Source organism: Fodinibius sp. GM21 (genome assembly GCF_058386955.1).
The window spans coordinates 355,253-379,606 of record NZ_JBYEIQ010000003.1 but is presented as its reverse complement, the minus strand read 5'-3'; the positions used below and the strand labels follow the sequence as shown (position 1 = coordinate 379,606).

22 protein-coding genes and 1 tRNA gene are annotated in these 24,354 nt (G+C 43.1%); 16 read left to right on the top strand and 7 right to left on the bottom strand.

Annotated elements, in window-relative coordinates; translation table 11 throughout:
• The first annotated feature begins 280 nt into the window (after window positions 1-280).
• From recJ to ACT3IB_RS08890, 3 genes are all read left to right on the top strand, one after another.
• Window positions 281-1,990: a single-stranded-DNA-specific exonuclease RecJ gene (gene recJ, locus ACT3IB_RS08900; protein ID WP_491538651.1), complete on the top strand. Its 1,710-nt coding sequence runs from the start codon at window positions 281-283 to the stop codon at window positions 1,988-1,990.
• A 77-nt stretch (window positions 1,991-2,067) separates the two neighbouring features.
• Window positions 2,068-2,140 (top strand) — tRNA-Phe (locus tag ACT3IB_RS08895).
• A gap of 225 nt (window positions 2,141-2,365) precedes the next feature.
• Window positions 2,366-2,785, top strand: a complete 420-nt coding sequence (locus ACT3IB_RS08890; RefSeq protein ID WP_491538650.1) for a response regulator — start codon at window positions 2,366-2,368, stop codon at window positions 2,783-2,785.
• On the opposite strand, the gene ACT3IB_RS08885 is transcribed toward ACT3IB_RS08890, so the two are convergent.
• From ACT3IB_RS08885 to ACT3IB_RS08875, 3 genes are read right to left on the bottom strand one after another with little or no spacing between them, the layout of a single operon-like run.
• Window positions 2,782-3,777 (bottom strand): YhdH/YhfP family quinone oxidoreductase, encoded by a 996-nt coding sequence (locus ACT3IB_RS08885; RefSeq protein ID WP_491538649.1) that lies wholly within the window; start codon window positions 3,775-3,777, stop codon window positions 2,782-2,784. The genes ACT3IB_RS08890 and ACT3IB_RS08885 overlap by 4 nt on opposite strands.
• Window positions 3,774-5,141 (bottom strand): aldehyde dehydrogenase, encoded by a 1,368-nt coding sequence (locus ACT3IB_RS08880; RefSeq protein WP_491538648.1) that lies wholly within the window; start codon window positions 5,139-5,141, stop codon window positions 3,774-3,776. Before ACT3IB_RS08880 ends, ACT3IB_RS08885 begins: the two co-directional genes overlap by 4 nt.
• A gap of 17 nt (window positions 5,142-5,158) precedes the next feature.
• Window positions 5,159-5,968 (bottom strand): SDR family oxidoreductase, encoded by an 810-nt coding sequence (locus ACT3IB_RS08875; RefSeq protein WP_491538647.1) that lies wholly within the window; start codon window positions 5,966-5,968, stop codon window positions 5,159-5,161.
• A gap of 97 nt (window positions 5,969-6,065) precedes the next feature.
• Between ACT3IB_RS08875 and ACT3IB_RS08870 the strand changes: the two genes are divergently transcribed.
• The 7 genes from ACT3IB_RS08870 (at window position 6,066) to fahA (ending at window position 14,315) form a co-directional block, all read left to right on the top strand.
• Entirely contained in the window at window positions 6,066-7,754 is a 1,689-nt protein-coding gene (locus ACT3IB_RS08870; protein ID WP_491538646.1) for a DUF2339 domain-containing protein, read from the top strand.
• Between the two features lie 85 nt (window positions 7,755-7,839).
• A complete protein-coding gene (locus ACT3IB_RS08865) occupies window positions 7,840-9,498 on the top strand; it encodes a M28 family peptidase (RefSeq protein WP_491538645.1) in 1,659 nt (552 codons plus the stop codon).
• A gap of 55 nt (window positions 9,499-9,553) precedes the next feature.
• Window positions 9,554-10,156: a DsbA family protein gene (locus tag ACT3IB_RS08860; protein WP_491538644.1), complete on the top strand. Its 603-nt coding sequence runs from the start codon at window positions 9,554-9,556 to the stop codon at window positions 10,154-10,156.
• A 20-nt stretch (window positions 10,157-10,176) separates the two neighbouring features.
• Window positions 10,177-10,725 carry a gamma carbonic anhydrase family protein gene (locus ACT3IB_RS08855; RefSeq protein ID WP_491538643.1) on the top strand — a complete coding sequence of 183 codons (549 nt, stop codon included), beginning with the start codon at window positions 10,177-10,179 and terminating at the stop codon, window positions 10,723-10,725.
• Between the two features lie 67 nt (window positions 10,726-10,792).
• Complete coding sequence (gene hemW, locus ACT3IB_RS08850; protein WP_491538642.1) at window positions 10,793-11,917, top strand: radical SAM family heme chaperone HemW; 1,125 nt, start codon at window positions 10,793-10,795, stop codon at window positions 11,915-11,917.
• 53 nt (window positions 11,918-11,970) lie between these two features.
• The gene (locus ACT3IB_RS08845) at window positions 11,971-12,954 is read left to right on the top strand and encodes a hypothetical protein (protein WP_491538641.1); all 984 of its coding nucleotides are present in this window, start codon (window positions 11,971-11,973) and stop codon (window positions 12,952-12,954) included.
• Between the two features lie 68 nt (window positions 12,955-13,022).
• Entirely contained in the window at window positions 13,023-14,315 is a 1,293-nt protein-coding gene (gene fahA, locus ACT3IB_RS08840) for a fumarylacetoacetase (RefSeq protein WP_491538640.1), read from the top strand.
• Window positions 14,316-14,367: 52 nt separating this feature from the next.
• On the opposite strand, the gene ACT3IB_RS08835 is transcribed toward fahA, so the two are convergent.
• A complete protein-coding gene (locus tag ACT3IB_RS08835; RefSeq protein ID WP_491538639.1) occupies window positions 14,368-16,110 on the bottom strand; it encodes a T9SS type A sorting domain-containing protein in 1,743 nt (580 codons plus the stop codon).
• Window positions 16,111-16,168: 58 nt separating this feature from the next.
• On the opposite strand from ACT3IB_RS08835, the gene trhO reads away from it, so the two are divergent.
• Window positions 16,169-17,176 (top strand): oxygen-dependent tRNA uridine(34) hydroxylase TrhO, encoded by a 1,008-nt coding sequence (gene trhO / locus ACT3IB_RS08830; protein ID WP_491538638.1) that lies wholly within the window; start codon window positions 16,169-16,171, stop codon window positions 17,174-17,176.
• A 56-nt stretch (window positions 17,177-17,232) separates the two neighbouring features.
• Here the strand turns inward: trhO and ACT3IB_RS08825 are convergent, their stop codons facing one another.
• On the bottom strand, window positions 17,233-18,036 hold the full coding sequence (locus ACT3IB_RS08825) for an alpha/beta fold hydrolase (RefSeq protein ID WP_491538637.1): 804 nt from the start codon (window positions 18,034-18,036) through the stop codon (window positions 17,233-17,235).
• Window positions 18,037-18,146: 110 nt separating this feature from the next.
• Here ACT3IB_RS08825 and ACT3IB_RS08820 point away from each other — a divergent pair, with 110 nt between their 5' ends.
• From ACT3IB_RS08820 to ACT3IB_RS08805, 4 genes are read left to right on the top strand one after another with little or no spacing between them, the layout of a single operon-like run.
• Entirely contained in the window at window positions 18,147-18,701 is a 555-nt protein-coding gene (locus tag ACT3IB_RS08820; protein ID WP_491538636.1) for a ComEA family DNA-binding protein, read from the top strand.
• 15 nt (window positions 18,702-18,716) lie between these two features.
• The gene (gene porX / locus ACT3IB_RS08815) at window positions 18,717-20,270 is read left to right on the top strand and encodes a T9SS response regulator signal transducer PorX (protein WP_491538635.1); all 1,554 of its coding nucleotides are present in this window, start codon (window positions 18,717-18,719) and stop codon (window positions 20,268-20,270) included.
• Between the two features lie 56 nt (window positions 20,271-20,326).
• On the top strand, window positions 20,327-20,755 hold the full coding sequence (gene tsaE, locus ACT3IB_RS08810) for a tRNA (adenosine(37)-N6)-threonylcarbamoyltransferase complex ATPase subunit type 1 TsaE (RefSeq protein ID WP_491538634.1): 429 nt from the start codon (window positions 20,327-20,329) through the stop codon (window positions 20,753-20,755).
• A 19-nt stretch (window positions 20,756-20,774) separates the two neighbouring features.
• Window positions 20,775-21,056: a hypothetical protein gene (locus ACT3IB_RS08805; protein WP_095605304.1), complete on the top strand. Its 282-nt coding sequence runs from the start codon at window positions 20,775-20,777 to the stop codon at window positions 21,054-21,056.
• 29 nt (window positions 21,057-21,085) lie between these two features.
• Here ACT3IB_RS08805 and ACT3IB_RS08800 read toward each other — a convergent pair whose 3' ends face one another.
• Window positions 21,086-22,528: a sodium:solute symporter family protein gene (locus ACT3IB_RS08800; protein WP_491538633.1), complete on the bottom strand. Its 1,443-nt coding sequence runs from the start codon at window positions 22,526-22,528 to the stop codon at window positions 21,086-21,088.
• A gap of 55 nt (window positions 22,529-22,583) precedes the next feature.
• Window positions 22,584-23,210 carry a thiamine diphosphokinase gene (locus tag ACT3IB_RS08795; RefSeq protein ID WP_491538632.1) on the bottom strand — a complete coding sequence of 209 codons (627 nt, stop codon included), beginning with the start codon at window positions 23,208-23,210 and terminating at the stop codon, window positions 22,584-22,586.
• Between the two features lie 147 nt (window positions 23,211-23,357).
• Here ACT3IB_RS08795 and ACT3IB_RS08790 point away from each other — a divergent pair, with 147 nt between their 5' ends.
• A complete protein-coding gene (locus tag ACT3IB_RS08790) occupies window positions 23,358-24,341 on the top strand; it encodes a DHH family phosphoesterase (RefSeq protein WP_491538631.1) in 984 nt (327 codons plus the stop codon).
• Window positions 24,342-24,354 lie beyond the last annotated feature (13 nt).

The window sequence follows — 24,354 nt, the reverse complement described above, 5'->3', positions numbered from 1 at the left end:
GTGGAATATATGTAAACAATGAAATCTGAATAGTCGGTTTAGACAAAGTATGGGAAGGTACAAAAAATGGCGCAAATTTAGTAGTATTTTGAGGTTGATTACTATATCCGCCTGTTAAATTAAATTGGATTGTGCGTAGTTTTCATGATGAATTTTATTCCGGATATTGTATTTTAATTAATAATCATTGAGACCCCCGCCTTTTATAGACGGGCTGTGTGGCTATCAGGTTTGACCGCCGGTACGCTGTTTATGACAAAAAAGAAAAAAACAGATAACTATGTCTTTTCGCTGGGTTTTTACTACGCCAGAGAACGAAGAAGCTGTATCCGATTTACAAGATCAGCTGGGGGTTCCACCCAAAATAGCCCGCCTTTTGGTATTGCGGGGTGTTGATACCTATGATAAAGCTGAAGCGTTTTTCCGTTCCGATTTGAGTCAGCTCCATGATCCTTTTTTAATGAAGGATATGGACAAGGCAACGGCCCGATTGGCAGAGGCCATTCGTAACGGAGAGCGCATTCTTATTTATGGGGATTATGATGTGGATGGGACCACTTCCACGGCCATTTTATATATTTTTCTTGAAGAGTTTGGTGTAGAGGTAGACTTTTATATTCCTCATCGTTTTAAGGAGGGATACGGAATCAACCAGGAAGGAATACAGTACGCCATTGATACCAATACCGACCTAATTGTGTCGGTGGATTGTGGCATAACGGCTGTCGAGGAAACAGAGCAGGCCAAAGAACACGGTATTGATGTTATTATTTGTGACCACCATAATGTTGGTGATGCTATTCCCGATGCGGTAGCGGTACTCGATCCCAAGCGCAGCGATTGCAACTACCCCTTTAAAGGGCTTTCAGGAGCGGGTGTTGGTTTTAAGCTGATTCAGGGCACGATACAAAAACTGGGATTGTCTGATCGTATTGCTTTTAAGTTGTTGGATCTGGTAGCTATTTCTATTGCCTCGGATATCGTACCTATTGAGGATGAGAACCGGATTTTGATGCGTGAAGGTCTTAAGCGTATTAATTCAGAACCACGCATTGGTGTTAAAGCGCTTTTGGAGCTTATAAACTTAAGCATTGGCTCTATAACAACGTCTAATATTGTGTTTTCTATTGGGCCGCGAATAAACGCTGCCGGACGTATGGGCGATGCGACAAAAGCTGTTAAGCTGCTTATTTCTGATACGCCTGCGGAAGCAAAATCCAGGGCCCATGAGCTGGAAAGTATTAATGTGGCCCGCCGTGATAAAGACTCAGAAACCATGGAGGAGGCAAAAGCCATGGTTGATAAAAATTATAACCTGGATAAAATTTCGTCGATGGTACTGCACCATCCCGATTGGCATTTGGGGGTAATTGGAATTGTGGCCTCGCGGCTGGTGGATACTTATGGTCGACCTGCGGTAATGTTGAGTACGGTTGATGGCAAAATCAAGGGATCGGCGCGAAGTATTGACGGATTCAATATTTATGAGGCTTTCAAGGAATGTGAGGATCTGCTCGAGCAGTTTGGCGGACATGAATACGCTGCGGGGTTGACGATCGCCAAAGAAAACCTCCAGGAGTTTCGGCAACGCATTAATGATATTGCCGAAAAACGCTTGTCCGATGAAGATTTCAAGCCCGAATTAAAAATTGATTGTGAGCTCGATCTGAGTGATGTGGATATGCGTTTTTGGAAATTGCTGAGCCAGTTCGAGCCCTTCGGCCCGGGGAATCTCCGTCCCATTTTTGTCAGCCGCGATGTTGAAGTCGTAGGCGTACCAACAATTGTGGGCAAAGGACATCTTAAGATGAAGGTTAAACAAAACGGCTCCGGTGCTTTTGATGTAATTGGATTTAACATGCATGAATACCTGCCGGTCATCCGAAACGGTGATGACAATCAGCTGAATATTGCCTACTCGTTGGAGGAAAATGAATGGAATGGCCGACGTACGCTGCAGATTCGTTTGCGGGATGTTGAAGTAGAGTAAGGTTGCCCAGAAAATCCGGGATATCCTCTTTGTATAAAGTTCAAAAGATTTTATATTTGGCAACTCTTATTCGAGTTGGGACTGTAGCTCAGTAGGTAGAGCACGCGACTGAAAATCGCGGTGTCGGCGGTTCGATTCCGCCCGGTCCCACGCAAAGCCCTGTATCCCAAACTAATTGAGGATGCAGGGCTTTTTGTTTTTATCCTATCTAAGTTTGAAGGTGGGTTGTATTAAGAGAGCAGCTCATAACCTAAGATTAGTGTCAGTTAATTTTAGAAGTAGAGTACTTGGAACAGTAAAAATTTTTAAGTAAATTATATTAAGAAAAATTAATGTTCGTTAGAGCTTTCTAAGTTCTTCAGGCGGTAAATTAATATGGAAAACAATCAAAAGGGTAAGGTACTCATCGTTGAGGATGATATGTTGCTTTCGATGGTAGAAGAGCGACTTATTAAGCGATTGGGTTTTGAAGTTATAGGTAAAGTCACAAAAGGGACGGAAGCAATTGAAAAGCAAGAAGAGCTTAATCCCGATATCATCGTGATGGATATTTCTCTAAAGGGGGATATGGACGGTATTGAAGCGATGGAAGCAATTCGTGAAAAATCAGATGTGCCGGTTATTTATCTGTCCGGTAGCGGTGATCGCTATTCGTTGGAACGGGCCAAGAAAACAGGTTTTACCGATTTTTTGACGAAGCCAGTTACTGGCGGTGATTTAAAGGAACCACTATATTCTGCCATGAATGCCCACAACGCAAATTCGGGAAATAGTCAGATATTGAAATCTGCTTAATCAGTAAGATTTACAAGGACCCTGCCTACCTGATTTCCTTTTAAAATCTTTTCGATTTCATTATCCAATTCTTCTAATGAGCACTCTCTGGCCAACCGCTCAATATTTTTCGGTTTCCATGTACTGGTCAAGTATTCCCAGAGGTTTTTTCGCAATTCCATTTTGCAGTTTCTGCTATCCATACCAACTAAATGTACCCCACGTAGTATAAAGGGATAAACATTGGTATGGAGTTCATGCCCCAGTACATTGCCGCAGCAGGCAACGGTACCATTATGCTTCGTTTCTCGCAACGTGGTGTCCAACATGATACCGCCAACCGTATCAATAGCTCCGGCCCACTTGCTGCTCAACAGTGGTCGCGAAGATTCATCCTGTACTTCATCCCTATGAATGACAGAAACAGCACCGGTATCAGTTAAAAATTCTTTTTGATTTATCTTCCCGGTTGCGGCTGTTATTTTGTAACCTAACCTAGATAGAATGGCAATTGCCATGACGCCCACGCCACCGGTAGCTCCGGTCACCAGAATAGTGCCACTCTCGGGATTGATATTATTATGTCGAAGATGGTGGACCCCTATAGCAGCTGTAAATCCAGCAGTGCCCATGATCATACTTTCCCGCAGTGATAGATTTTGTGGAAGAGGAACAATCCAGTTTGAAGGCACGCGAATATATTGACCGAAACCGCCCGAGGTATTTTGTCCAAGGTCGTAACCAGTGACGATTACCTTATCGCCTGCTGAAAATTCTGGACTGGTGCTTTCAGCAACAATTCCGGCGGCATCAATTCCCGGAATATGCGGGTATTCTTTTGTAACGCCCTTATTGCCTGTTGCCGAAAGTGCATCTTTATAGTTTAGTGAAGAATAGCGAACTTGTACTAACACCTCGTAATCAGGCAAATTGCTGACAGGCCAGTTTCTTACAGAACGCTGAAATGAATTATCCGGCTTTTCCTCAACAACCAGTGCTTTAAACGTGCTCATAAGAATTTAGTAAGCTTTTTTAACCATTTGAGTTTTCCCTTGTAGGGCGGATATCGCAGTGGAATATCTAGCCAATTACTTTTCTCCATAATGCTTTTGGGATGAGTAAACGTATCAAAACTCGTTTTACCATGATACAGCCCAAAACCGCTGTTGCCTATGCCACCAAAGGGTAGCTCCGAATTTCCAAGGTGCGCAACGGTATCATTAATGCAGCCGCCGCCAAATTGAAGGTTGCGTATTACTTTTTTCTTATTTTTGTCATTGGTCGAGAAAAGGTAAAGCGCCAGTGGTTTTGATTTATTTTGAAGTGTTGAAATGATTTTATCCAAATCATCAAATGGTAATATCGGAAGAATGGGCCCAAAAATTTCTTCCTGCATCACAGCATCATCCCAGGTAATCCCCGTTAGAATGGTAGGTTCTATATAGCGGGTTTCAGAATTCGTGCTTCCCCCGTGGAAGACCTTTCCGGGTGTAATGAGGTTGGCAAGTCTATTAAAATGCTTGTCGTTTATGATCCGTGCAAAATCATTACTTTGGCTTGGATCATCCCCATAAAAGGAACGAATTTCTTTCTGAATGAGGCGACAGAGTTGTGCATGCATAGATGTATGAACATATACGTAATCGGGGCTCACACAGGTTTGTCCGGCATTAATAAACTTACCCCAGGCAATACGCTTGGCTGCAAGAGATAAATCAGCAGATTCATCAACGATGGCAGGCGATTTCCCACCCAGCTCAAGAGTAAGAGGGGTCAATTGTTCAGCGGCCGATTTCATAATGATCTTACCCACATGAGTGCTTCCGGTAAAGAAAATATAGTCCAGTGGCTCAGCAAGGAGCGATTGTGTTGTCTGTGCATCTCCCTCAACTACATGCAAAAAGCCGGGATCAAAGTTGTTGTTGATTAGTGAGGTAAGAAGGCCGGACGTATTGGGTGCGTGTTCAGAAGGTTTGAGAATAGCAGTGTTGCCGGCTGCAATAGCCCCTAAAGCAGGATTAAGTGCCAACTGGACGGGATAGTTCCATGGAGCAATGACAAGGACTACGCCATAGGGCTGAGGCTTGATATAGCTCTTAGAAGGGAAGTTGATAAGAGACCCTTTAACTCTTTTGTTTTTAGCCCAGCGGTCGATATTTGTGAGCAGGTGATCGATTTCCTGATAAAGGACAAATAGTTCGGTAGCATGAGACTCGAATGGAGGTTTCCGAAAGTCTTCATCCAGTGCTCCATAAATTTCATCCTGATGTTCTTTTAAGATATCCCTTAATTTGTGCAGTTGTTTTTTGCGGAATGTAGTGTCCAGCGATTTTCCGGAATTAAAAAATTGCTGCTGTGTTTTAACTATTTGTTCCATTGTGGATGATGATAGAGTTATGTTCGTCCTTCAAACGTATCCATAGAGTGATAAACCTGGAAAAGGCGTCCGGCTACAAAATCAAACACCCTGGTGGGTAATATTCCTTTTAAAAAGGGGAGGATTTTAACCATAAACGGCTCTCGAAGGTGTATTTTATCCTTCTGTACAGCTTGCACAATCTTTTTAGCAATATCCCCTGCATCTAATAATGGGGTAAGTAGGGGAGGACTTACACCTTCGAAAAGCCCGGTATTGATATAGCTGGGCTCAACCGTAGTAATATTAATATTCGGATGGGATTCAAGCTCTAATCGCAGTGATTCCGACCAGCCGATAACTCCCCATTTACTGCCGGCATAAACCGACATTTTGGGATTGGCCATGCGTCCGGCTGCCGAAGCAATATTCACAATATGTCCTTCTCCACGATCAATTATTGTATCTAAAAAAGCTCGCGTGGTGTGCATGGTGCCCAGCAGGTTAATTTTAATAAGGCGTTCGATTTCTTCACGACTGTGTGCCCTAAAATCCCCACCCACTACCGTGCCGGCATTATTAATCAGAATATCGATGTGTTGATGATCTTTAAGCACTTGTTTGGCGGTCTGATAAACTTGGTCAGGATCAGAGATATCAACGTTATACATAAACACGCGCTGAGAATAAATAGAAAGAGCATCGTAGCAATTCGAAATATTCTCCTCGCTGACATCCCAGATTATTAGTTTTTTGGCATTACACTCCAAAGCTTCTCTACCCATGAGAAACCCAATGCCACCGGCGCCGCCCGTTATTAAAATGTGTTTGTTTTTAAAAGTACTCATAGACAAATTGTGTTCTTGATAGAAGTATAGTTATAAATGTAAAGGAAGGATAAAAAATATTTTTGCTTACAAATTAACCTAATGACTAATCAAGCGTATGCCTGATCAAACTTACGATAAGTTACAAAGCCGGATTGAGCAATTAGAAAGTCGGGTAAAGAAGTTGGAGAGAAAGCTAAGGGAAACAGGACAAGACAAAATATCATCAGGCCGGCCGAAGGCACAACCGGTGCAAGAGAGTAAAGATAGTAGTTGGGATGCTTTACAATTGGGAGAAAAATGGTTAAACAACATTGGTATTGCGTTATTACTTATTGGCATTGTATTTCTTTTCAAGTATTCCATTGATCAGGGTTGGCTTATCCCGCAGGTGCGAAGTGCAGTGGGGTTACTAGCCGGAATACTTCTTCTTGGATTTGGCCTCAGAATGGAAGAATCCTTGAATCCATTTAGACAAATAGTAATAGGAGGAGGAATAGCTGCTTTCTACATAACCGGCTTTGCAACATTTCAGCTCTTCTCTTTTATGCCTGCTTCCATCGTGTGGGTGTTTATGGTGTCGGTAACCATACTATCCTTTTCGCTATCGTTGCAGCAAGATGAAGCGGTGCTTGCAGTTGTTGGTACGCTTGGTGCCCTGGGTACACCCTTTATGCTTTATTCAGGTGATGGAGAGATTGTTGGACTCATGTTTTATTTTGCCATGATTATCGGACCCGCATCTGTACTCTATGTTAGAAAAGAATGGCAATCACTGCTTTGGAGTATTGCGGTTGGTGGGATGTTGGTTCTTGCTGCTGCGATTATTACAAATATGGTTGGTACCGATGATGTCACTTCTTTTGATCGGTGGATGATGCTTGCCGGAATAATCGTTTGGATATTGGCAAGCTGGCTGATTCCTGTCTTTAAGGAAGTTCGAACCCCTCGTGGTTTACAGATTGAGGGATCTTCTGATAACTCTAAGACTCTTGTTGGAAGCACAGTTCACGTTATGGCATTGGGTGTTCCGGTTGTTGGAGTTTTATTGAGTGTAGGAGTTTGGGAATGGACAATGAACGAAGCCGGCATGGCCTCGATGTGTATGGCTGCTTTAAGTGGTGGCGGATTTTATCCGTTTTTAAAACAACAGAAACTACCCGGATTAGCTTCTACGCATGCTTTTTTAGGACTGGTACTTGCAACGGCAGGATTATTTATGATCCTGGAAGGCAATGTGCTTTTCGCCGTGCTTGTGGTAGAGTTAATAGCACTGCGCTATCTGGCATACCGAACGAGCGATAAGAAGATAAGTGTAGCATCACACTTGTTGTTTGGGGTTACCGTTTGGTGGCTTGTTAATCGCTTGCAGTTTAGTGATGACGCTGCCCTTATGCTAAATTTATCTATGCTCTCAGAATTAACGCTTATTTTAGCGGGGGGATTATGGATTCCACAGTACCTGCAGAAAAAGGACAGTAAAAATATTTACCAGTTGTTGTCACACTTACTGTTGTTATACTGGTTTTATGAGAAATTGGTGCCATTTGAAAATGGTCAGGCCTGGATCAGCCTTGTTTGGGGAGCTTATGCTGTTGTGCTGATTGTACTGGGACTTCTGCGCTTTGGGAACAAAGTGAGGATGGCCGGGCTTCTCACAATTTTAGTCGTGGTTGTTAAGTTATTTCTGATTGATTTAGCCCAATTGCAGGCCATCTGGCGTATTCTTTTGTTTATGGGATTTGGTTCAGTTTTATTGCTTGTAGGATATCTAATTCAGTCAAAATTTTTAGCGAAAAGCGATTGATTATAGCTTAGCAATCATTAAAAAAAGTATTACTTTCAACCCGATACATTTTTTGATTCTATAGTTAACTTAATACGGATATAAAATGAAGAAACTTTTAACAATAGCGTTGCTTTTGGGCTTATTTGCAGGATGCATGAATTCTCCTATTGATCAGGTGGCAGAGACCATTACTGAGAAAAGTTTGATGAAGCCGACCACAAAGCTTTCCTCAAATGAGTTTATGGGGCGTGCAACAGGGACTATCGGCGAACTAAGAACAGTTGACTATTTAGTTAGTCAATTAGAAGAATACGGTTTGCAAGGTGGAGCGGAAGATGGGGGCTTCGTCCAGGATGTCCCTCTTGTTGGTCAAAAGACAGCGCAGGATGCCCAAGTAAAGATTCGTAAAAATGGAAATATACTGCATCAGTTTGATTACTATTCTGATTTTATGGCTTGGCCCTCTAACCTGGAAAAAGAGGTTACTATCGAGGAGGCTGACCTTGTGTATGTTGGATATGGTATTCAGGCCCCGGAGGAAAATTGGGATGATTTTAAAGATACTGATGTAAAGGGCAAGATATTGGTCGTAAAAAATAATGATCCCAGTAACGATCCTGACTTGTTTGGAGGTGATACGCGTCTCTATTATGGTCGATATGATTACAAATATGAAAAGGCACGTGAGCTGGGAGCTGCCGGAGTACTGATTGTGCATACCACACCTTCGGCCGGATATGGATGGGACGTTGTTGCCAGCAGCTGGAGCCGTGAACGGTTCTACCTGCGCGGCAATGGGGCTATGGAAAACTCCCCTACCAAATTTAATGGATGGCTGACAAAACAGGCCAGCGCAAATTTATTTGAAAGTGCAGGTCTAAATCTTGAAGATCAACTAGAAGCAGCCGAAGATCGGGATTTTGAACCGGTTCCTTTGGAAGGATTATCACTGAGTTTGGAGTTGGAGGCAGAATATCGTCAGCAGGATGCCAAAAACGTACTTGGTGTTATCGAGGGCAGCAGCGAGCGATTGAAAGATGAATATTTGGTATTTACTGCTCACCATGATCATCTCGGAGTAACAAGTCCCGTACAGGGAGACTCGATTAATAATGGTGCGCTTGATAATGCAGCCGGAGTAAGTGCAGTTTTAAATATGGCCAGAGCTTATAAAGAAATTCAGCCTCAGCTAAAACGCAGCATGCTGTTTTTATTTGTTGGGGCAGAGGAAGTAGGACTGCTTGGCTCGCAATACTGGGCCGAAAACCCGACCGTACATCCCGGAAAAGTGACGGCAAATATCAATCTGGATGGCATGAATGTCTATGGTAAGACAAAAGATTTAGTGCTTATTGGTTATGACAGGAATAGCGTAAGCGATGTAATAGAAACGGTAGCCGAAGAACGGGGAAGGGTTGTTAAACCTGACCCGCATCCTGATCGGGGATATTTCTATCGTTCGGATCACTTCTCGCTTGCCAAAAAAGGAATACCGGCTATCTTCCCCAATCCTGGAACCGAGTTTATTGACAAGCCGGAAGGATATTCAGCTATGGTTGACAGCCTGCAGGATGCCAACTACCATAATGTAAATGATGAAATAAATAAACATTGGGATCTTTCAGGAATGAAAGCAGATGTGCGCCTGTTTTTTGATGCGGGATATCGCATTGCCAACGGTGATGAAATGCAGACCTGGCGACAGGGTAATGAGTTTAAACAAACCCGGTTAAATATGATTCAGGACGCATCATCAAATTAATGCCGGATTGGTTCGTTAGCATTACAAGTAAGATTAAAGTTTAAATCAATTTTTAATGTATACCACTAATCAGATGAAAAAAGTAACTATTAGCTGTATTCTAATTGCCGGATTAATTTTTGGGGCGGGAACGTGGAATCAGACAACGGCACAAGAAAATTCAAGTGACCAGTCGCCAATCACTATTATCGAGTATAGCGATTATCAATGCCCGGCCTGTGCCTATTTCCATCCTATTGTTGAAAAAGTAAAAGATAAATACGGCGACAAGGTAGAATTCAAAATGAAGTATTTTCCGCTAAACTCGCACCAGTATGCGGCACTGGCAGCACGTGCGGCACAATCGGCAAAAAATCAGGGCAAGTTTTACGAGATGCACAGCCTGCTGTTTGAAAATCAGAAGCGGTGGTCTGGTTCGGGCAGTCCTACCTCTATTTTTGTGAATTTTGCACGAGAGCTGGAGCTGGATATCGATCAGTTTAAGAATGATCTTAATGCTACTGAGACGCAGAAGATTGTGATGGAACAGCGACAAGAAGGACGCAATGCAGGAGTTAATGCTACACCTACGTTTTTCATTGAAGGAGAGAAAGTGGATCCCCTGCCTCGCAATTTCCAAGAGTTTGACCAGCTGGTGCAGCAATATATTGAAGAGTAAATAAGTGATGTTCTGGTCTTATGATTTACGAATTCCTTAATAAAAAACCGGACTATCCAGATTCCGTATTTGTAGCACCTAGTGCCGATATTATTGGTGATGTTTCTGTTGGAGAAGAAAGTAGCATTTGGTTTAATGTTACCATCCGTGGAGATGTAAACTGGATTAAGATCGGAAAACGATCCAATATTCAGGATAATACATGTATTCATGTGAGGAACCAGACCGGTCCCACCAAGATTGGAAGTGAGGTAACAGTCGGACACAATGCAATGATCCACGGATGTACAATTCGTGATCGAGTACTCATTGGTATTCATGCTACGGTGCTTGATGATGTAACCATAGAATCTGATGTGATTGTGGCGGCGGGAAGTCTGGTGCCACCGGGCAAACGGTTGGAATCCGGATTCCTATATATGGGCAGCCCTGTTGAGAAAAAGCGAAAGCTTACCGATGAGGAAATTGAATCCATTAAAGAACACTCCGATAACTACGTGAAGTATGCCCGTGCTTACATGCAAAAAGATACCTATGAGACTAATCCTTTTTACGATGCCGAAGATTGATTAGAAAGAGGAATTAGGGATCAACTTTTCTGCCTTGAAAATTTTTAATTTATAATTCCTAATTCTCATGTCCGGAATCTACCTCCACATTCCTTTTTGTAAGCAGGCTTGCTCATACTGTGATTTCTATTTTGTGACTCGTACATCGGAGCGAGAGCATTTTGTAGGGCGCTTGGTGGAGGATATTAAGAGTTATAAAAATTCGAAGTTTACAGAAGAAACGGTAGAGACGATCTATTTTGGAGGGGGTACGCCTTCGCTCTTGGAACCGTCGCAATTAGAGCAGATAATGGAAGCACTTCATGATGTTTTTGATATAAATGAGCGTGAAATTACATTAGAGATGAATCCCGATGATGTGTCTGCCCAGTTTCTTGCGGATTTGAAATCCCTGGGCATAAGTCGGGCCAGCATGGGAGTCCAAAGTTTTGAGCCGGAGCTGCTGGAATTTATGCACCGTGCACATTCCAGTGAGGAGGCTTTACAGTGTTTGGAGCTACTAAGTATGTCCGATTTCAACTCATTTACTGTTGATCTAATTTACGGGAATCCCGGTCAGTCGGTTGAACAACTCCAGCGTGATGTCAATAAGCTTTTGGAGTTTGATCCCCCGCATATTTCGGCTTATTCCCTTACTATCGAACCCAAAACGCGTTTGGGTAAACAAGTTGAGCTCGGACGTATTGTTCCGCCCGAAGATGACAAGGTGGCCGATCATTATGATATTGTTAATCAGCTATTCAGTTACCATGGTATTGAGCGATATGAAGTAAGTAATTACAGTTTGCCGGGTAAAGAAGCTATCCACAATAGTAATTACTGGGAGCACAAAAACTATTTGGGCTTCGGTCCCGGAGCACATTCGTTTTGGTGGGATGATAACGCCGTACGATGGGAGAACGAACAGGATTTGCGGAAATATCTGCGAGATGAAGATCAGCCAGAAAAAGAAGAGCTTTCATTAAATCAGTTGGCCGAAGAACGATTGATGATGGGATTGCGCACGAGAAAGGGGGTGGGGAGGGAAGAACTGTCTAAACGCTATGATTACATGCTGAGCGACCGGCAACTGGATTATATTAAGGATTGTGAACAAGAAGGTAAGGCTGAAGTGGATGAGAGGATTACCTTAACTGACGAAGGAATAAAAATTGCTGATGCGATAATTTTGGATTTAGTAACCTTGCATTAGATTGCTTATCTATAGCAAGTGACAGGAATAATATCCAATCGAATGACAGGCTGATGAAAGCAAGTATTAAAGCATTTATGCGGGAGATTATTGACTACGCCGGATTGTTTCCGCCGGCTAATCTTTCGCTTGATACCTCTCTCCAAAAGTATAACAAGTATCGCAAGCATGAGGATTCTTGGATGCTTGCACGATATATCATTCCCGCCGGTCGACTGGATGAGCTAAAGCCATACGCCGAAACACTTTTTGCTGAAGCGGAAGCGCCCTTTGTGTTTTCGATTTTGGGGAAAAGAACAGAAACCGTTTCGGATTATAAGGAACATTTGAAAGAGATTGAGACAGCTTTGAAGCAGTTTCATGATCATCATGGAGATCGTGTTCAAACGGATGTTATGGAAGTTAAGCTCCCCCGAGAAGCTGTTTTTGCAAATGATGCTGATCTCCTTACTGATATTTATGAGGAGACAAACCAGCATTTTGGAGATATCTCGGAATTCCCAGACGATATTTTCTTTGAAGGAATTTTTGACAAAAACTGGGAAAAGGAAATTGGAATCATCTTAGAATCTTTGAACCATTATAACAATGAGTCTCCATCGGATAACGGAATTAAAGCGGGTTTCAAGTTACGATGTGGAGGAGTTGAGGCGTCAATGTTTCCGTCGATTGAACAAGTAGCTGTTACGTTGAATAAGGTGCGGAAACAAAACTTAGCCTTAAAATGTACGGCGGGGTTACACCATCCCATCCGATACTATGATCATTCGGTAAAAACGAAAATGCATGGTTTTATTAACGTCTTTGGTGGGGCCATGCTTGGATATGCTCATGACTTTTCTGATAAACAAATGCAGAGTGTTATAAAAGAAGAGGACAGCGAGCATTTTTCTTTTACGGATTCCGGTTTTCGGTGGAAAGATTACGAGGTAACAACCGAAGAAATTGAGGAATTACGCGAAGTGGCGCTTATTTCGTTTGGAAGCTGCAGCTTTGACGAGCCCCGCGAAGACTTACAGCAACTCGGGCTTTTATAGCCAATAACGCTGTCATTCGATTCTATTTAAAATACATAATTCAAAATTATTAATTCCAATTTCTCATCATGCATCCTACAAACGATCCAAACTTAGAATCATTTATCGAGGTAGATTCCGATTCGCATTTTCCCATCCAAAATTTGCCCTACGGGGTAGCTCGGTCAAAAGATGATGGTGAAGTATTTATTTGTACAGCCATCGGTAATTACGTGGTAAATCTGGCCGAACTCGACGCCGCTGGTGTTTTTGATGGACCCGAGCTGGATGGAAAGCCGGTATTTCGGGAGCGGACGTTGAATAGTTTTATGGAACTGGGACGATCGGCGTGGGCGGAGGCACGGTCGTATATCAGCACGTTGTTGAGTGCCGACGAAGCGGTATTGCGAGATAATAAACCGCTTCAGGAACGAGTGCTTACGCCCATGGATGAGGTTGAGATGATGTTACCGGTAGATATAGGAGATTATACTGATTTTTATTCTTCCGAACAGCATGCGACCAATGTGGGCAGCATGTTTCGTGATCCCGAAAATGCGCTCAAACCCAATTGGAAACACCTGCCGGTAGGTTATCACGGAAGAGCAAGCTCGGTGGTGATAAGCGGTACTGAGCTTCATCGTCCAAAGGGGCAGATTTTGCCGCCCGACAGTGATGATACACCTATTTTCGACGCGTGCAAACTCTGTGATTTTGAACTTGAGATGGGATTTTTGACCGGCCCCGGAAATGAGCTTGGGAATCCCATTTCGGTAACAGATGCCGAAGATCACATTTTTGGATTGATGCTGGTAAACGACTGGAGTGCCCGCGATATTCAAAAATGGGAATACCAGCCTCTTGGGCCGTTTTTAGCGAAGAACTGGGCTACTTCTGTCTCCCCGTGGATTGTTACTTTGGATGCACTGGAACCCTTTCGTATGGAGGGACCGGATCAAGATCCTGAGCCACTTCCATATTTACAATCCGAAGGAAAATGGACGTTTGACATTAATTTGGATGTGTATCTGCAGGGCGAAAATATGGATGAGGCGCATAAAATTTGTGCATCCAATGCAAAAAATCTTTACTGGAATATTGCACAGCAACTGGCCCACCAGACCATAACTGGCTGTAACGTTCGTCCCGGTGATCTTTATGCTTCTGGAACCATAAGCGGAAAAGAAAAATCTTCATACGGAAGTATGCTGGAGCTCAGCTGGAAGGGCACCGACCCAATTGAATTCCCAAATGGGGAGACCCGAACATTTCTTGAAGATGGCGATGAAGTGACCATGACCGGCTATGCCGATACCGACGATTATAGAATTGGATTTGGTGAAGTATCAGGGAAGATTTTACCGGCTAAAGAGTTCGAATAGTTAAGTGGCAGGCCGTGAGACGGAAGAGCAAGGATATCTGCCGTCTTGCTTCTTATTTGATGAGCGTCATTTTCTTGGTAGTAACTTCGCCATCAAGAATAATCCGGTAAAAATAAATACCGGAAGCGTAATTCTGTCCGTCAAAGGTTTCTTTATAAATTCCTTCAGTTTGTGCTCTATCTACAAGTGTAGCTACCTTACGGCCCAGCACGTCAAATACCTCAAGTTGCACGTCTTTTTGCTCGGGAATGCTGTATCTGATAGTTGTTTGTTGGCTAAATGGGTTGGGATAATTTTGTTCAATGCGTACGATTTGTGGATCGATGGACTGTACCCCTAAGGCATATTTTGTTTGCTGCTGATATGACCCATTGGCAGCAATAATTCCCAGTTTTTCGATCTCATCCCATCGCCAGTCGGTTTCAGAAAAGATAGACTCTTGTTGGCCATTATATATGATTAGAGGTTCAACACTGCCATCCTTAAAAAAGGCCAGTACGCCGAGCCCGACTTTGGGGTTAACCAATTCAGAAAGGCTAAATGCAATATTTCCGGGGAAGGGAGAGGGGGCGTTATCAAAGTATTTTGCCGATAGAACATTGAGGGTATCTGCAGGTTGAGATATATCTCCCGTAAAATTATCGCTGATGTTTGGAGTTGGGTAAAAGGCACGTTCCTCAAAGCCAAATTCCTGACTGGCGTTATTGCCGGATGCATAGTGCCAGAGTTGTGATTCAATATAATGTTGATTGAAAGAGTCAGGTCCACCCAGTTGAATGGTGAGTGCATCAATCATTGAAATGAATGGATTAGCTTTGATGGTTTTCCAGACATCCACCCAAAACTGCGAACCATATTTTTCTTCAAAAAAGAGAGCCCATGTGATTTCGGCATACGAACCGGGATAAAATCCGAGCGTAGGATTATTAAAAATGGAGTTTTCAGCGTTGATGTAGTTATAGTAGTCATTAACATTGTCGTAGACGAGTTCTTCCATCAAGGTGGCATCCATCTCAAGCCAACTCCCTGTTTCGCCCTGCCACTCATTGGCTTCGTATTGTACAGCATGTTTAAACTCGTGGGCAACTGTTGCTTTTATAGCACCGATTTGATTACCCTCGGGATCATCATTGGGCGGGAATCCTTCGGCAAAATCATTTTCTACACGAATAAAGGTCGTTTGATTTTGTACGGTGGTAACCCCATAAAAATCCTGCCCATAAATATCCCGCATGTTTACAAGTTCAATGTCATAAGTGCCTGAGATAACGGGATCGGTGTATCCCAATTGTGTTACTTCATGTCGATAGGATGAATCAGCTGCTGCCGCCACTTCTTCTACGTAATCGGGTATCCCATCGCTGTTAGTGTCTTCAGGAGGTACGGCGTGGCTTCCCGAAGTTTCATAATGGATGGTAAAGTGTCCGTCCGGTGATTGGTACGTTTCAGAAGCCTGCATGGAAGGGGAAGAGAGTCTTGATTCAATACGGCTAACAGTGGATGTAGAAAGTTCAGATTTAAGGCGATGGTAATCTGAGGTGGCAGGTGTTCCGCATTTTAGCACCTGTTTTGTTACCATGTCGGCAATATTGCTAAGTTTACCCTTGGCTTCAGTTGGGAAAAATTTATAGAGCACTTTCTGATCCAGCGTTAAATTTCCTTGTTGATAGGCGTGATCAATTTTCTGGAACAGGTCGACATTTTTGGGTGCGGGCTGCCCTTGTGAATGAGCAGTACTTGTACCGAGAATGAATAAAAATGAGCTCAAAAAAAAGAGCTGAAGTAAATACTTCATCAACAGGACAATATTTTAAGACAAATGAGGTTCATTTCTTGGAAAATTACCCTTATTTTTGGCATCTGCAAATTATGAGAAAAGAAGAGCTACTGAATTTATTATGTACGAAGTAATACTCTATTACAAATTTACTACTATCGAAGATCCCGATACGTTTTGCGAAGAGCATAAACAATTCTGCAAGGATCTTGGCATTAAAGGACGTATTTATATCAATGAAGAAGGAATAAATGGAACCATAGGTGGTACACCGGAACAGGTATCGAAGTATAAAGAAGCGCTGACGAGCATTCCCGGTTTTGATGGCATCGATTTTAAGACCGATACCAGCGAATATGTGCCTTTTCCGAAGTTAAAATGCAAGACTCGTGATGAGCTGGTGTCTATTCATAAAGAGGATATAGATCCTGATGATGGAGGAAAATACCTGGAGCCGCACGAGTGGAAACAGGTGCTCGAAAATGAAGATGATTACGTGTTGATTGACGTTCGGAATGATTACGAATCAAAAATCGGTCATTTTGAAGGAGCGATAACACCCAGCGTAGAGAACTTTTATAACTTTCCGGAGTGGCTGGAGCAGGTTGAAAATGAAATCAGCAAGGACAAAAAAGTGCTGATGTACTGCACCGGCGGCATCCGCTGCGAGAAATTTTCGGTACTGATGAAGGAAAAGGGCTGGGATGATGTAAACCAGCTGCACGGCGGAATTTTACGCTACGCCAAAGAAGAGGGTGGCGACCATTATAAAGGAAAATGCTTTGTGTTTGACGACCGCCTGGTGGTGCCGGTGAATGAGGATAACCTGGAACCTATAGCGCGTTGCGAAATTACGGGCAAGCCGGCTGATACCTATATCAATTGCGCCAACATGGAGTGCAATAAGCTGTTTGTGTGCTCCGAAGAGGGGGCTCGCAAGATGGAAGGCTGCTGCAGCGAAGAATGTCGCCAGAGTGAATATAAGCGACCCTTCGATCCCGAAAATGCCTTTCGCCCGTTTCGCAAATGGTACAACTATTTTGACAAGGATTTTAAAGAACGCCAGTTAGAAGAAAAACAGTAGAAAGCTGATTTCCCCTTTAATGCTTGTTATGCTTTTATACAAGAGGGTGTGATTGATCATTTACCTTGAAAAAATGCATTGGCGATGGATGTAAAATGGGAAGGACGATCCAAGAAAGCATAATGTCCCGCATGATCGATAACCACCAGGGCCGCGTGTTCGATGCCTTTCTCCATATGTTTGGCTTGATATAGCGGCGCGGCTTCGTCATTCTCTCCCCACAATAACAGAACTTCATGTGGGATGTGAGGCAGACACGGTTCTAGGTATTCAGTCACGGTTTTGACGAATGTTTCGCGCATGACGCCCTCCAGCTTGCTGTAGTCGCTAGACCCCAGTGCTTTCCATAAAGAGGTTGTTCGCAGCCAGCCGAGTGCTTTTTCACGAACGGAAGATGGTAATATTAGAAAGGGAGCCTTAAGGAGTTTAGCCGTATATTTTTTGAAGTAGTACTTCCAGCTCCGTTTGGGTTTCATGCCTGCACCGCCGGTGATGAGTACTTTGTCGATGAGTTGCTTGGCATTGGGACGAGCGCAGAGTTTCAGGGCAATGCGTCCGCCAAAAGAGTGGACAAGCAGATCGACCGAATCGAACTCTTGATCAGCTATAAACTCTTGGATCAAATCCGCATAATCGTCAACACTCCATGGCTGATCGGGAACCGAAGAGTTGCCAAATCCGGGCAGATCAAAAACATAGCAGTCTCGTATTTCCGAAAGTTCTTTGGCCAGCGGCATCATCACCTGTTTACTGCTGCCCCAGCCGTGTAAGATGATCAGAGGTTTTTTATTGTGAACTCCTACCCGGTTGTATGAGACAGAGAGGTTGTTGTAGTGATATATTTTGGTGGATTCCATCATCAGAAGCCAAACATCGAATTATTTTCACCATCAAACAAGAGCGATTTTTGTAAGGATTCTTTTGTTGAGCGGTCTTACTTGTAGTGAATAATAATTAAGGGGAAGAGATCATGAAGAGGCAATTGTTTTTCTGGTTGGAGAAATTGAAAATCGCGCCTGGTGAACGAAAAGCAATATCCGGACTGCTGATATTACTTGTAGTATTGGGTGGGCTAAATCTTGCGTTATCGCCGTCGGTGCCGTTTGAAGATGGGGACTATCTCGAACTGGAACAGCAGTTTGCCGAACGCACAGCTATGCTCAAGGCCGAGGAAGAAAAGCTGATGGAACAGTATTATCCAACTTCGGAAAAACAAATAGCCGAGGTCCGGATGGATACGGTATCGGAGGATTCAACCTCAAATGAAAAAATCGATGACACGGAGAATAAAGTTGAGGAAACGTATGATAACGTGGATATTGAGCTGATAAACGTAAATAAAGCCAATCGGGAGGTTCTTGAAGCATTGCCGGGAATTGGTCCGACATATGCGAAACGGATCATTGAATACCGTAATGAAAAGGGAGAGTTTGAGTCGCTTGAGGAGCTTAAAAATATTAAGGGAATAGCCCAAAAACGATTGGATAAATTGATGCCATTTATCAAACTTAAGGATTCAGAATAATGCAATTGAATCCTGATGGCTACACGTATTTTATGGGCGGATGACGAGATCGATCAGCTGAAGCCGCACATCATATTTTTAGAAAACAAAGATTTTGACGTCACTCCCGTAACCAACGGCGAAGATGCGATTACGCTAATCCGGGAACAGCCTTTTGATATAGTTTTTTTGGATGAACAAATGCCGGGCATGGATGGGCTGGCTACGCTCAATCGAATCAAAACTATTAAGGCGGGTTTGCCGGTGGTGATGATCACGAAGAGTGAGGAAGAGTCGATTATGGAAGATGCGATCGGCGGTAAAATTTCAGACTACCTGATTAAGCCGGTCAATCCCAATCAGATATTTTTGACTATCAAGCGTATTCTGGAGCGTCATCGTATCCGAAATGAAAAGTTTGCACAGTCATACCTGCGAAATTTCAATGAGATTTCTGAGCGGATTCATGAGGATACCGGCTGGGAAGAATGGATCGAGATTTATAAGCAGCTTACGCAATGGGATATTGATTTAGAATCAGGTGATGAATCATTGCGTCAGGTTTTGGCCGATCAGTATCAGGAAGCTAATAAAATGTTTGGGCGATTTATTGCACGTAATTACAAGTCATGGCTCAGTGAGTCTACCCCTCAGCGTCCGGCACTTTCTACAGATATTGTGGGAGAATATGTTTTGCCGCACGTTAAAAATGGACAGACTACACTCTTTTTGGTGATCGACTGCATGCGGTATGATCAATGGTTGTTGTTCCAAAGCTTGTTGAATGAGGATTACGCAATCGATACTGATTTCTATTATTCCATTCTTCCTACGGCGACCCCCTATTCTCGCAATGCAATTTTTTCGGGATTGTTTCCCCTCGAAATTGAAGATATTTATCCAGATTTGTGGAGCCAGGGGGAAGATGAGAGCTCATTAAATCAGTTCGAAGAAGAATTGTTTGCCAAGCAATTAAGCCGGAAAGGGGTTAATAAAAAAGTGAAGTATGAGAAGATATTGCGAACGGATGAGGGCAAGGATGTTGCTGACAAGATCCACAATTATCTGCAGGTTCCCCTAAGCACGTTTGTCTATAACTTTGTGGATACGCTGGTGCATTCCCGTTCCGATTCTGATGTTCTTAAAGAGATTGCACCTGATGTGCCGGCTTTCCGGTCTCTGACCAAAACCTGGTTTCAGCACTCTACGTTGTATGAAATATTTAAACTCTTGGCCGATCAGGAAGTGGTTATTGTGGTAACGAGCGATCACGGTGCGGTGCGAGCCCTCCGGGACACGAAGGTGTACGGCGATCGGGAAACATCCACAAGTCTGCGATACAAGTATGGCAGAAATTTATCGGCGAATGATGATGCCGCGCTGATCATTGAAGATCCTGCTGAGTACAAACTTCCTACACCCGGACACTCAAATAACTATATTATCGCAAAAGAGGATTACTATTTTGTATATCCTACGAACTATCATCGTTATCAGAATCGCTATCGGGATACTTTTTTACACGGCGGTACCAGCATGGAAGAGATGATTTTGCCTATTTCCACATTGCGTCCCAAATCAATGTTGTAATAGATTTCTAATCCGATAGCTCGTATCTTCTTACTCTTTTTGATTAAAAGGTATCTATGGAAAAAGAATTTTCAACAACATCTCCGGACGAAACTATTGACAGGGGAGAAGAGTTTGCAGTGTCTTTAAAAGCGGGGGCTGTGGTATGTTTACAAGGTGACCTCGGCGCCGGGAAGACACACTTTGTGAAGGGTATGGCGGAAGGATTGGGTATTAACGGTGACGATGTGAGTTCACCGACGTTTACGCTTATCAATGAGTATGATGGTGATAAGGCACTCTATCATTTTGATTGCTATCGAATGGAATCTCCTCACGAAGCCCTCGAAATAGGTGCCGAAGAATATTTTTACGGCGATGGAATTACGGTAATCGAATGGCCGGAGCGAATTGAGTCGCTTATACCGCCGGAAGCTATATGGATTTCTATAGAAGCACCTGACAAGAATATCCGAAAATTTGTCATTAGAAAAAGGGAGTTGTAATCCCGTATATTGTGCGACCATGGCAACAAAGAAAAGACTTCCATATCGCTTAGATCGACTGCCGGTTATATATCCGTATAACCGACGAGCGGATAATAATATCCAGCTTGGAGATCTGGTTTACTATGGACCTTGTCCAGAGTATTACGGGATCGGTGAAGTAGTTCGGTCGTTTGATGATTACTGTATTGTAGATTTTCGCCGAACCGGAGAACTGAATATTGAGAAGGACGCTATGGCTATGAAGTACTTAATTCCTATTCACAAATTGAATTTGGGACACATCTTAAAAAGTACCTAACGCTGTGTAAGAATCAGATCCATTCAGCTTTATTCCAGCATCTTATCTTTTGCAAAATCGGTTTCTTCCAGAAGATCTCCATCTTCTTTCTTACCAAAAATCCACATCACTATACTTGCGAATAAGCCGGGATAAAAGGGCTCAACTCCGAGATACGTGTAATTATACATTTCTTCACTGGTGATAGTACCGAGAATAAGCCAAAGTAACGATACCCCGATGCTGCCAATCATGGTGGGAAGCACCCATTTTTTTCTGAGGGTAAAAAATCGAAGATAAACGCCCATCACGGGAATCAACAACCCGGGAATCATCACTGAGCCGATGACATACCACAAGTCAATAACACTGGGATAGATGATGATTAATAAAATGCCCAGCAGTGCAGCCGCCAGCGTACTGAGTCGAGTAAGAGTATTATTTTGTGTATTGGGGAAAATCTTTACCAGCAGATCGCGGCCAAGTGTTTGTCCGGATAAAAATAGATAGCTGTCGAGGGTAGACATGATGGTAGCAAGCAGTGCGACAAAGAACAGCCCTTTTAATCCGATGGGTAAAATCTCGTTGGCCAAATAGGGATAAACCATGATGGGTTCGGCTAAAGAGTCGCCTAAAATAGCGAATCCGTACATCCCGCTGAAAATCGTCAGGAAGTCAAATACCGACCATAAAAGAATAGAAATGAAAATTCCTTCTTTGGCAGTTTTAGGGGATTTTGCTGCCGCGGCACGTTGGTGAAAGCTGGGATCTACAAAAGTCCATAGCGCAATAAAAAACCAAACGAGTATATATTGGATGTCTTGTCCGCCGGTGATATCTCTGAAGTCCGGAGGGATAAAAGACCATAATTTACCAAATCCTCCGAACTCCATCCCCGCAAAAATTATTAAAACTGTGAACCCACCAAACATGAGAGCAATTTGTAGCATATCGGTATGGACGACGGCATTGAAGCCTCCAAAGGTTACATAAGCAACCGAAAATAGTGCTACGGCACTGGCGTACCACAGAAAATGGCCGGCCCCTCCGGTGAGGTACTGGAAAATTAGTCCAAGCATAAGAATATAGGGAGCCGGACTCACGAGAATGAAAATAGGGATAGCAGAGAAGCGGCCGGCAGTATCACCATAAAAATTACCAACGGCTTCGGGTAGTGATAATGCTTTATTCATGCGTATTTTTCCGGCTAAAAGCCAGGCAAATAGGGCTGAGAAAACATAAAAAGGGAATCCTAAAATAAGCCAGGTGGAAATACCGTTTTGGTAGCTGTATTCCCCAATGCCCAAAATGCCGCCGTACCAAGTGGAGACAAGTGTAGCTACAAAAGCAGCCAGACTCATTTTACGACCTGACAGTAAAAACGATTCCTCATCAGTTTCTTCCCAGTCGCGCTGCCAGGTGAGGTAAATCAGTAGGGCAAAATAACATAGAATGAGTCCCCAGTCGAGCAGAGTAAATTGTAGTTCAGTCAACGGCTAATAGTTTATTTAAAAAATGGATGAAAGATATCTGAATAAGGATAGGCGGTCAATCGTAATTATGTTTTACATACAGCAACAGGTCGCCCTCTTTATGATTGATCTGTATCGGGTTTTCAACGACTTCATTGGATGATCCGTCTCGCACACCATTTTTAAGAAATTCATTATTGAGCGGATATTTCAATCCTTTGGTGGTAATACCTGTCACTTTTCCCGAAAGCGGGAATAGCGAGAGTTGGGTTCCAATAGTAAAATCATCTGAGAAGGTAGGAGGCAGCAATCTCGTTTCACCAAAATCATCAACGATTCTTATTTGCTGGAATAGCGGAGAAAATTGTTTGAGGACAGATAGATTTTTAAGCGTTTGATCCAGTCGGTGTCCGGTAGCACCTAAAATGTAAATATGTGTACCCTTCTGTTTCTGGGCGTGCTGCAGGGCCTTTTCCAAATCATTAAATTCCTGGTTTGGTCGAAAGATAATTTCGGAAGCTTCTTTATCGGATCCTTCATAGCTGTCGAGATCACCAATAATTACATCGGGGATAGTGCCCAGCTTTAGCGCTATATTGGCTCCTCCATCAGCGGCAATAAGGTGATCTGTTTTCGCTCGATATTTACTGAATAACTGCTCTGATGGTGGACTGCCGTTACAAAGAATTAAAATCGATTTCATGAAAAACGCTTTTAAATGATTTTAACGCTGGTTTATGCGTTATAATACAGTAAAATGAAGTAAGATTTTACCGATAAAAAAATATTGCTTTCTTCAAAGCTATATACCATTTTATTAAGCTTATTTTTCGCGCTATAAACAGCACTTATGTTTGAAGAACTCATCCAAAAACTGCAAGAATTTGACACCGTGGGTGTTTTTTCGCATATCCGCCCTGACGGTGATTGCATTGGTGCCCAGGTGGCGGCCTGTCTTTGGCTGGAAAAGAATGGGATAAATGCCATCGGATTTAATGATGATGACGTTCCATTGAATTTGCAGTGGCTTGCCGATTTCTATCCCATCCAAAAGCCGGATGAAAAGTCGCTTAATAAATGCGATGCATTCTTGGTACTGGATGGCAATTCTCCAAAGCGTTTTGGCAGCTACTCGGATTATATTCAGGATTATCCGAAGCCTTCATTTATGGTTGATCATCATCCTGACCCGCATGATGGTTTCGATCTGAGCATTTCGGTTGAGGAAGCCTCATCAACGTGTGAGCTTATCTTTCATCTCTTTTTACAGAATGATATTTCACAAGTGGATGAGAAAGTGGCGAAGGCTCTTTACACCGGAATTTTAACAGATACCGGATCGCTACAATACGATAGCGTTACGCCCGAAACCATGAATATTGCCTCAGAACTATTGCGGCTTGGTGAGTTTCGTCCTAATGAGGTAGCCGAAAAAGTGTTTTCAACGAAAAGTCTCAACCAGCTGCATCTTCTTAGCAAGGCGATGAGTACGATCGAGTTATTTGAGGACAATCAGATAGCCATTATGTACGTTACCAAAGAAATGCTGGAAGAAACCAATACTACTAATGATGATTGCGAAGGTTTTGTGGCCTATCCACTGAGTGTAGCTGGCATAAAAGCCGCGATATTATTTAAGGCTTTGGGCGATGGTGTTAAGATGAGTCTTCGTTCAAAAAGCAATGATGTTGACGTTAATAAATGGGCACGCAAAGTAGGAGGCGGAGGCCATAAAAAGGCATCGGGTGCGTGGCATCCGGGACCGCTGGAAAAAGCGATTGAAGATTTGGTAGAGATTGGTGCCGAACAGCTTGTTAGCGTAGATAAGTCGTAATAAAGTTGGATCT

Excerpts from the sequence above, each read along its gene's own strand:
- ACT3IB_RS08870 (WP_491538646.1), top strand. The coding sequence starts at position 6,066 with ATGCCTGATCAAACTTACGATAAGTTACAAAGCCGGATTGAGCAATTA.
- ACT3IB_RS08890 (WP_491538650.1), top strand. The coding sequence starts at position 2,366 with ATGGAAAACAATCAAAAGGGTAAGGTACTCATCGTTGAGGATGATATG.
- ACT3IB_RS08805 (WP_095605304.1), top strand. The coding sequence starts at position 20,775 with ATGGCAACAAAGAAAAGACTTCCATATCGCTTAGATCGACTGCCGGTT.
- ACT3IB_RS08860 (WP_491538644.1), top strand. The coding sequence starts at position 9,554 with ATGTATACCACTAATCAGATGAAAAAAGTAACTATTAGCTGTATTCTA.
- ACT3IB_RS08845 (WP_491538641.1), top strand. The coding sequence starts at position 11,971 with ATGAAAGCAAGTATTAAAGCATTTATGCGGGAGATTATTGACTACGCC.
- ACT3IB_RS08825 (WP_491538637.1), bottom strand. The coding sequence starts at position 18,036 with ATGATGGAATCCACCAAAATATATCACTACAACAACCTCTCTGTCTCA.
- ACT3IB_RS08855 (WP_491538643.1), top strand. The coding sequence starts at position 10,177 with ATGATTTACGAATTCCTTAATAAAAAACCGGACTATCCAGATTCCGTA.
- ACT3IB_RS08880 (WP_491538648.1), bottom strand. The coding sequence starts at position 5,141 with ATGGAACAAATAGTTAAAACACAGCAGCAATTTTTTAATTCCGGAAAA.
- ACT3IB_RS08835 (WP_491538639.1), bottom strand. The coding sequence starts at position 16,110 with ATGAAGTATTTACTTCAGCTCTTTTTTTTGAGCTCATTTTTATTCATT.
- ACT3IB_RS08820 (WP_491538636.1), top strand. The coding sequence starts at position 18,147 with ATGAAGAGGCAATTGTTTTTCTGGTTGGAGAAATTGAAAATCGCGCCT.
- hemW (WP_491538642.1), top strand. The coding sequence starts at position 10,793 with ATGTCCGGAATCTACCTCCACATTCCTTTTTGTAAGCAGGCTTGCTCA.
- ACT3IB_RS08790 (WP_491538631.1), top strand. The coding sequence starts at position 23,358 with ATGTTTGAAGAACTCATCCAAAAACTGCAAGAATTTGACACCGTGGGT.
- tsaE (WP_491538634.1), top strand. The coding sequence starts at position 20,327 with ATGGAAAAAGAATTTTCAACAACATCTCCGGACGAAACTATTGACAGG.
- ACT3IB_RS08875 (WP_491538647.1), bottom strand. The coding sequence starts at position 5,968 with ATGAGTACTTTTAAAAACAAACACATTTTAATAACGGGCGGCGCCGGT.
- ACT3IB_RS08795 (WP_491538632.1), bottom strand. The coding sequence starts at position 23,210 with ATGAAATCGATTTTAATTCTTTGTAACGGCAGTCCACCATCAGAGCAG.
- recJ (WP_491538651.1), top strand. The coding sequence starts at position 281 with ATGTCTTTTCGCTGGGTTTTTACTACGCCAGAGAACGAAGAAGCTGTA.
- ACT3IB_RS08885 (WP_491538649.1), bottom strand. The coding sequence starts at position 3,777 with ATGAGCACGTTTAAAGCACTGGTTGTTGAGGAAAAGCCGGATAATTCA.
- fahA (WP_491538640.1), top strand. The coding sequence starts at position 13,023 with ATGCATCCTACAAACGATCCAAACTTAGAATCATTTATCGAGGTAGAT.
- ACT3IB_RS08865 (WP_491538645.1), top strand. The coding sequence starts at position 7,840 with ATGAAGAAACTTTTAACAATAGCGTTGCTTTTGGGCTTATTTGCAGGA.
- porX (WP_491538635.1), top strand. The coding sequence starts at position 18,717 with ATGGCTACACGTATTTTATGGGCGGATGACGAGATCGATCAGCTGAAG.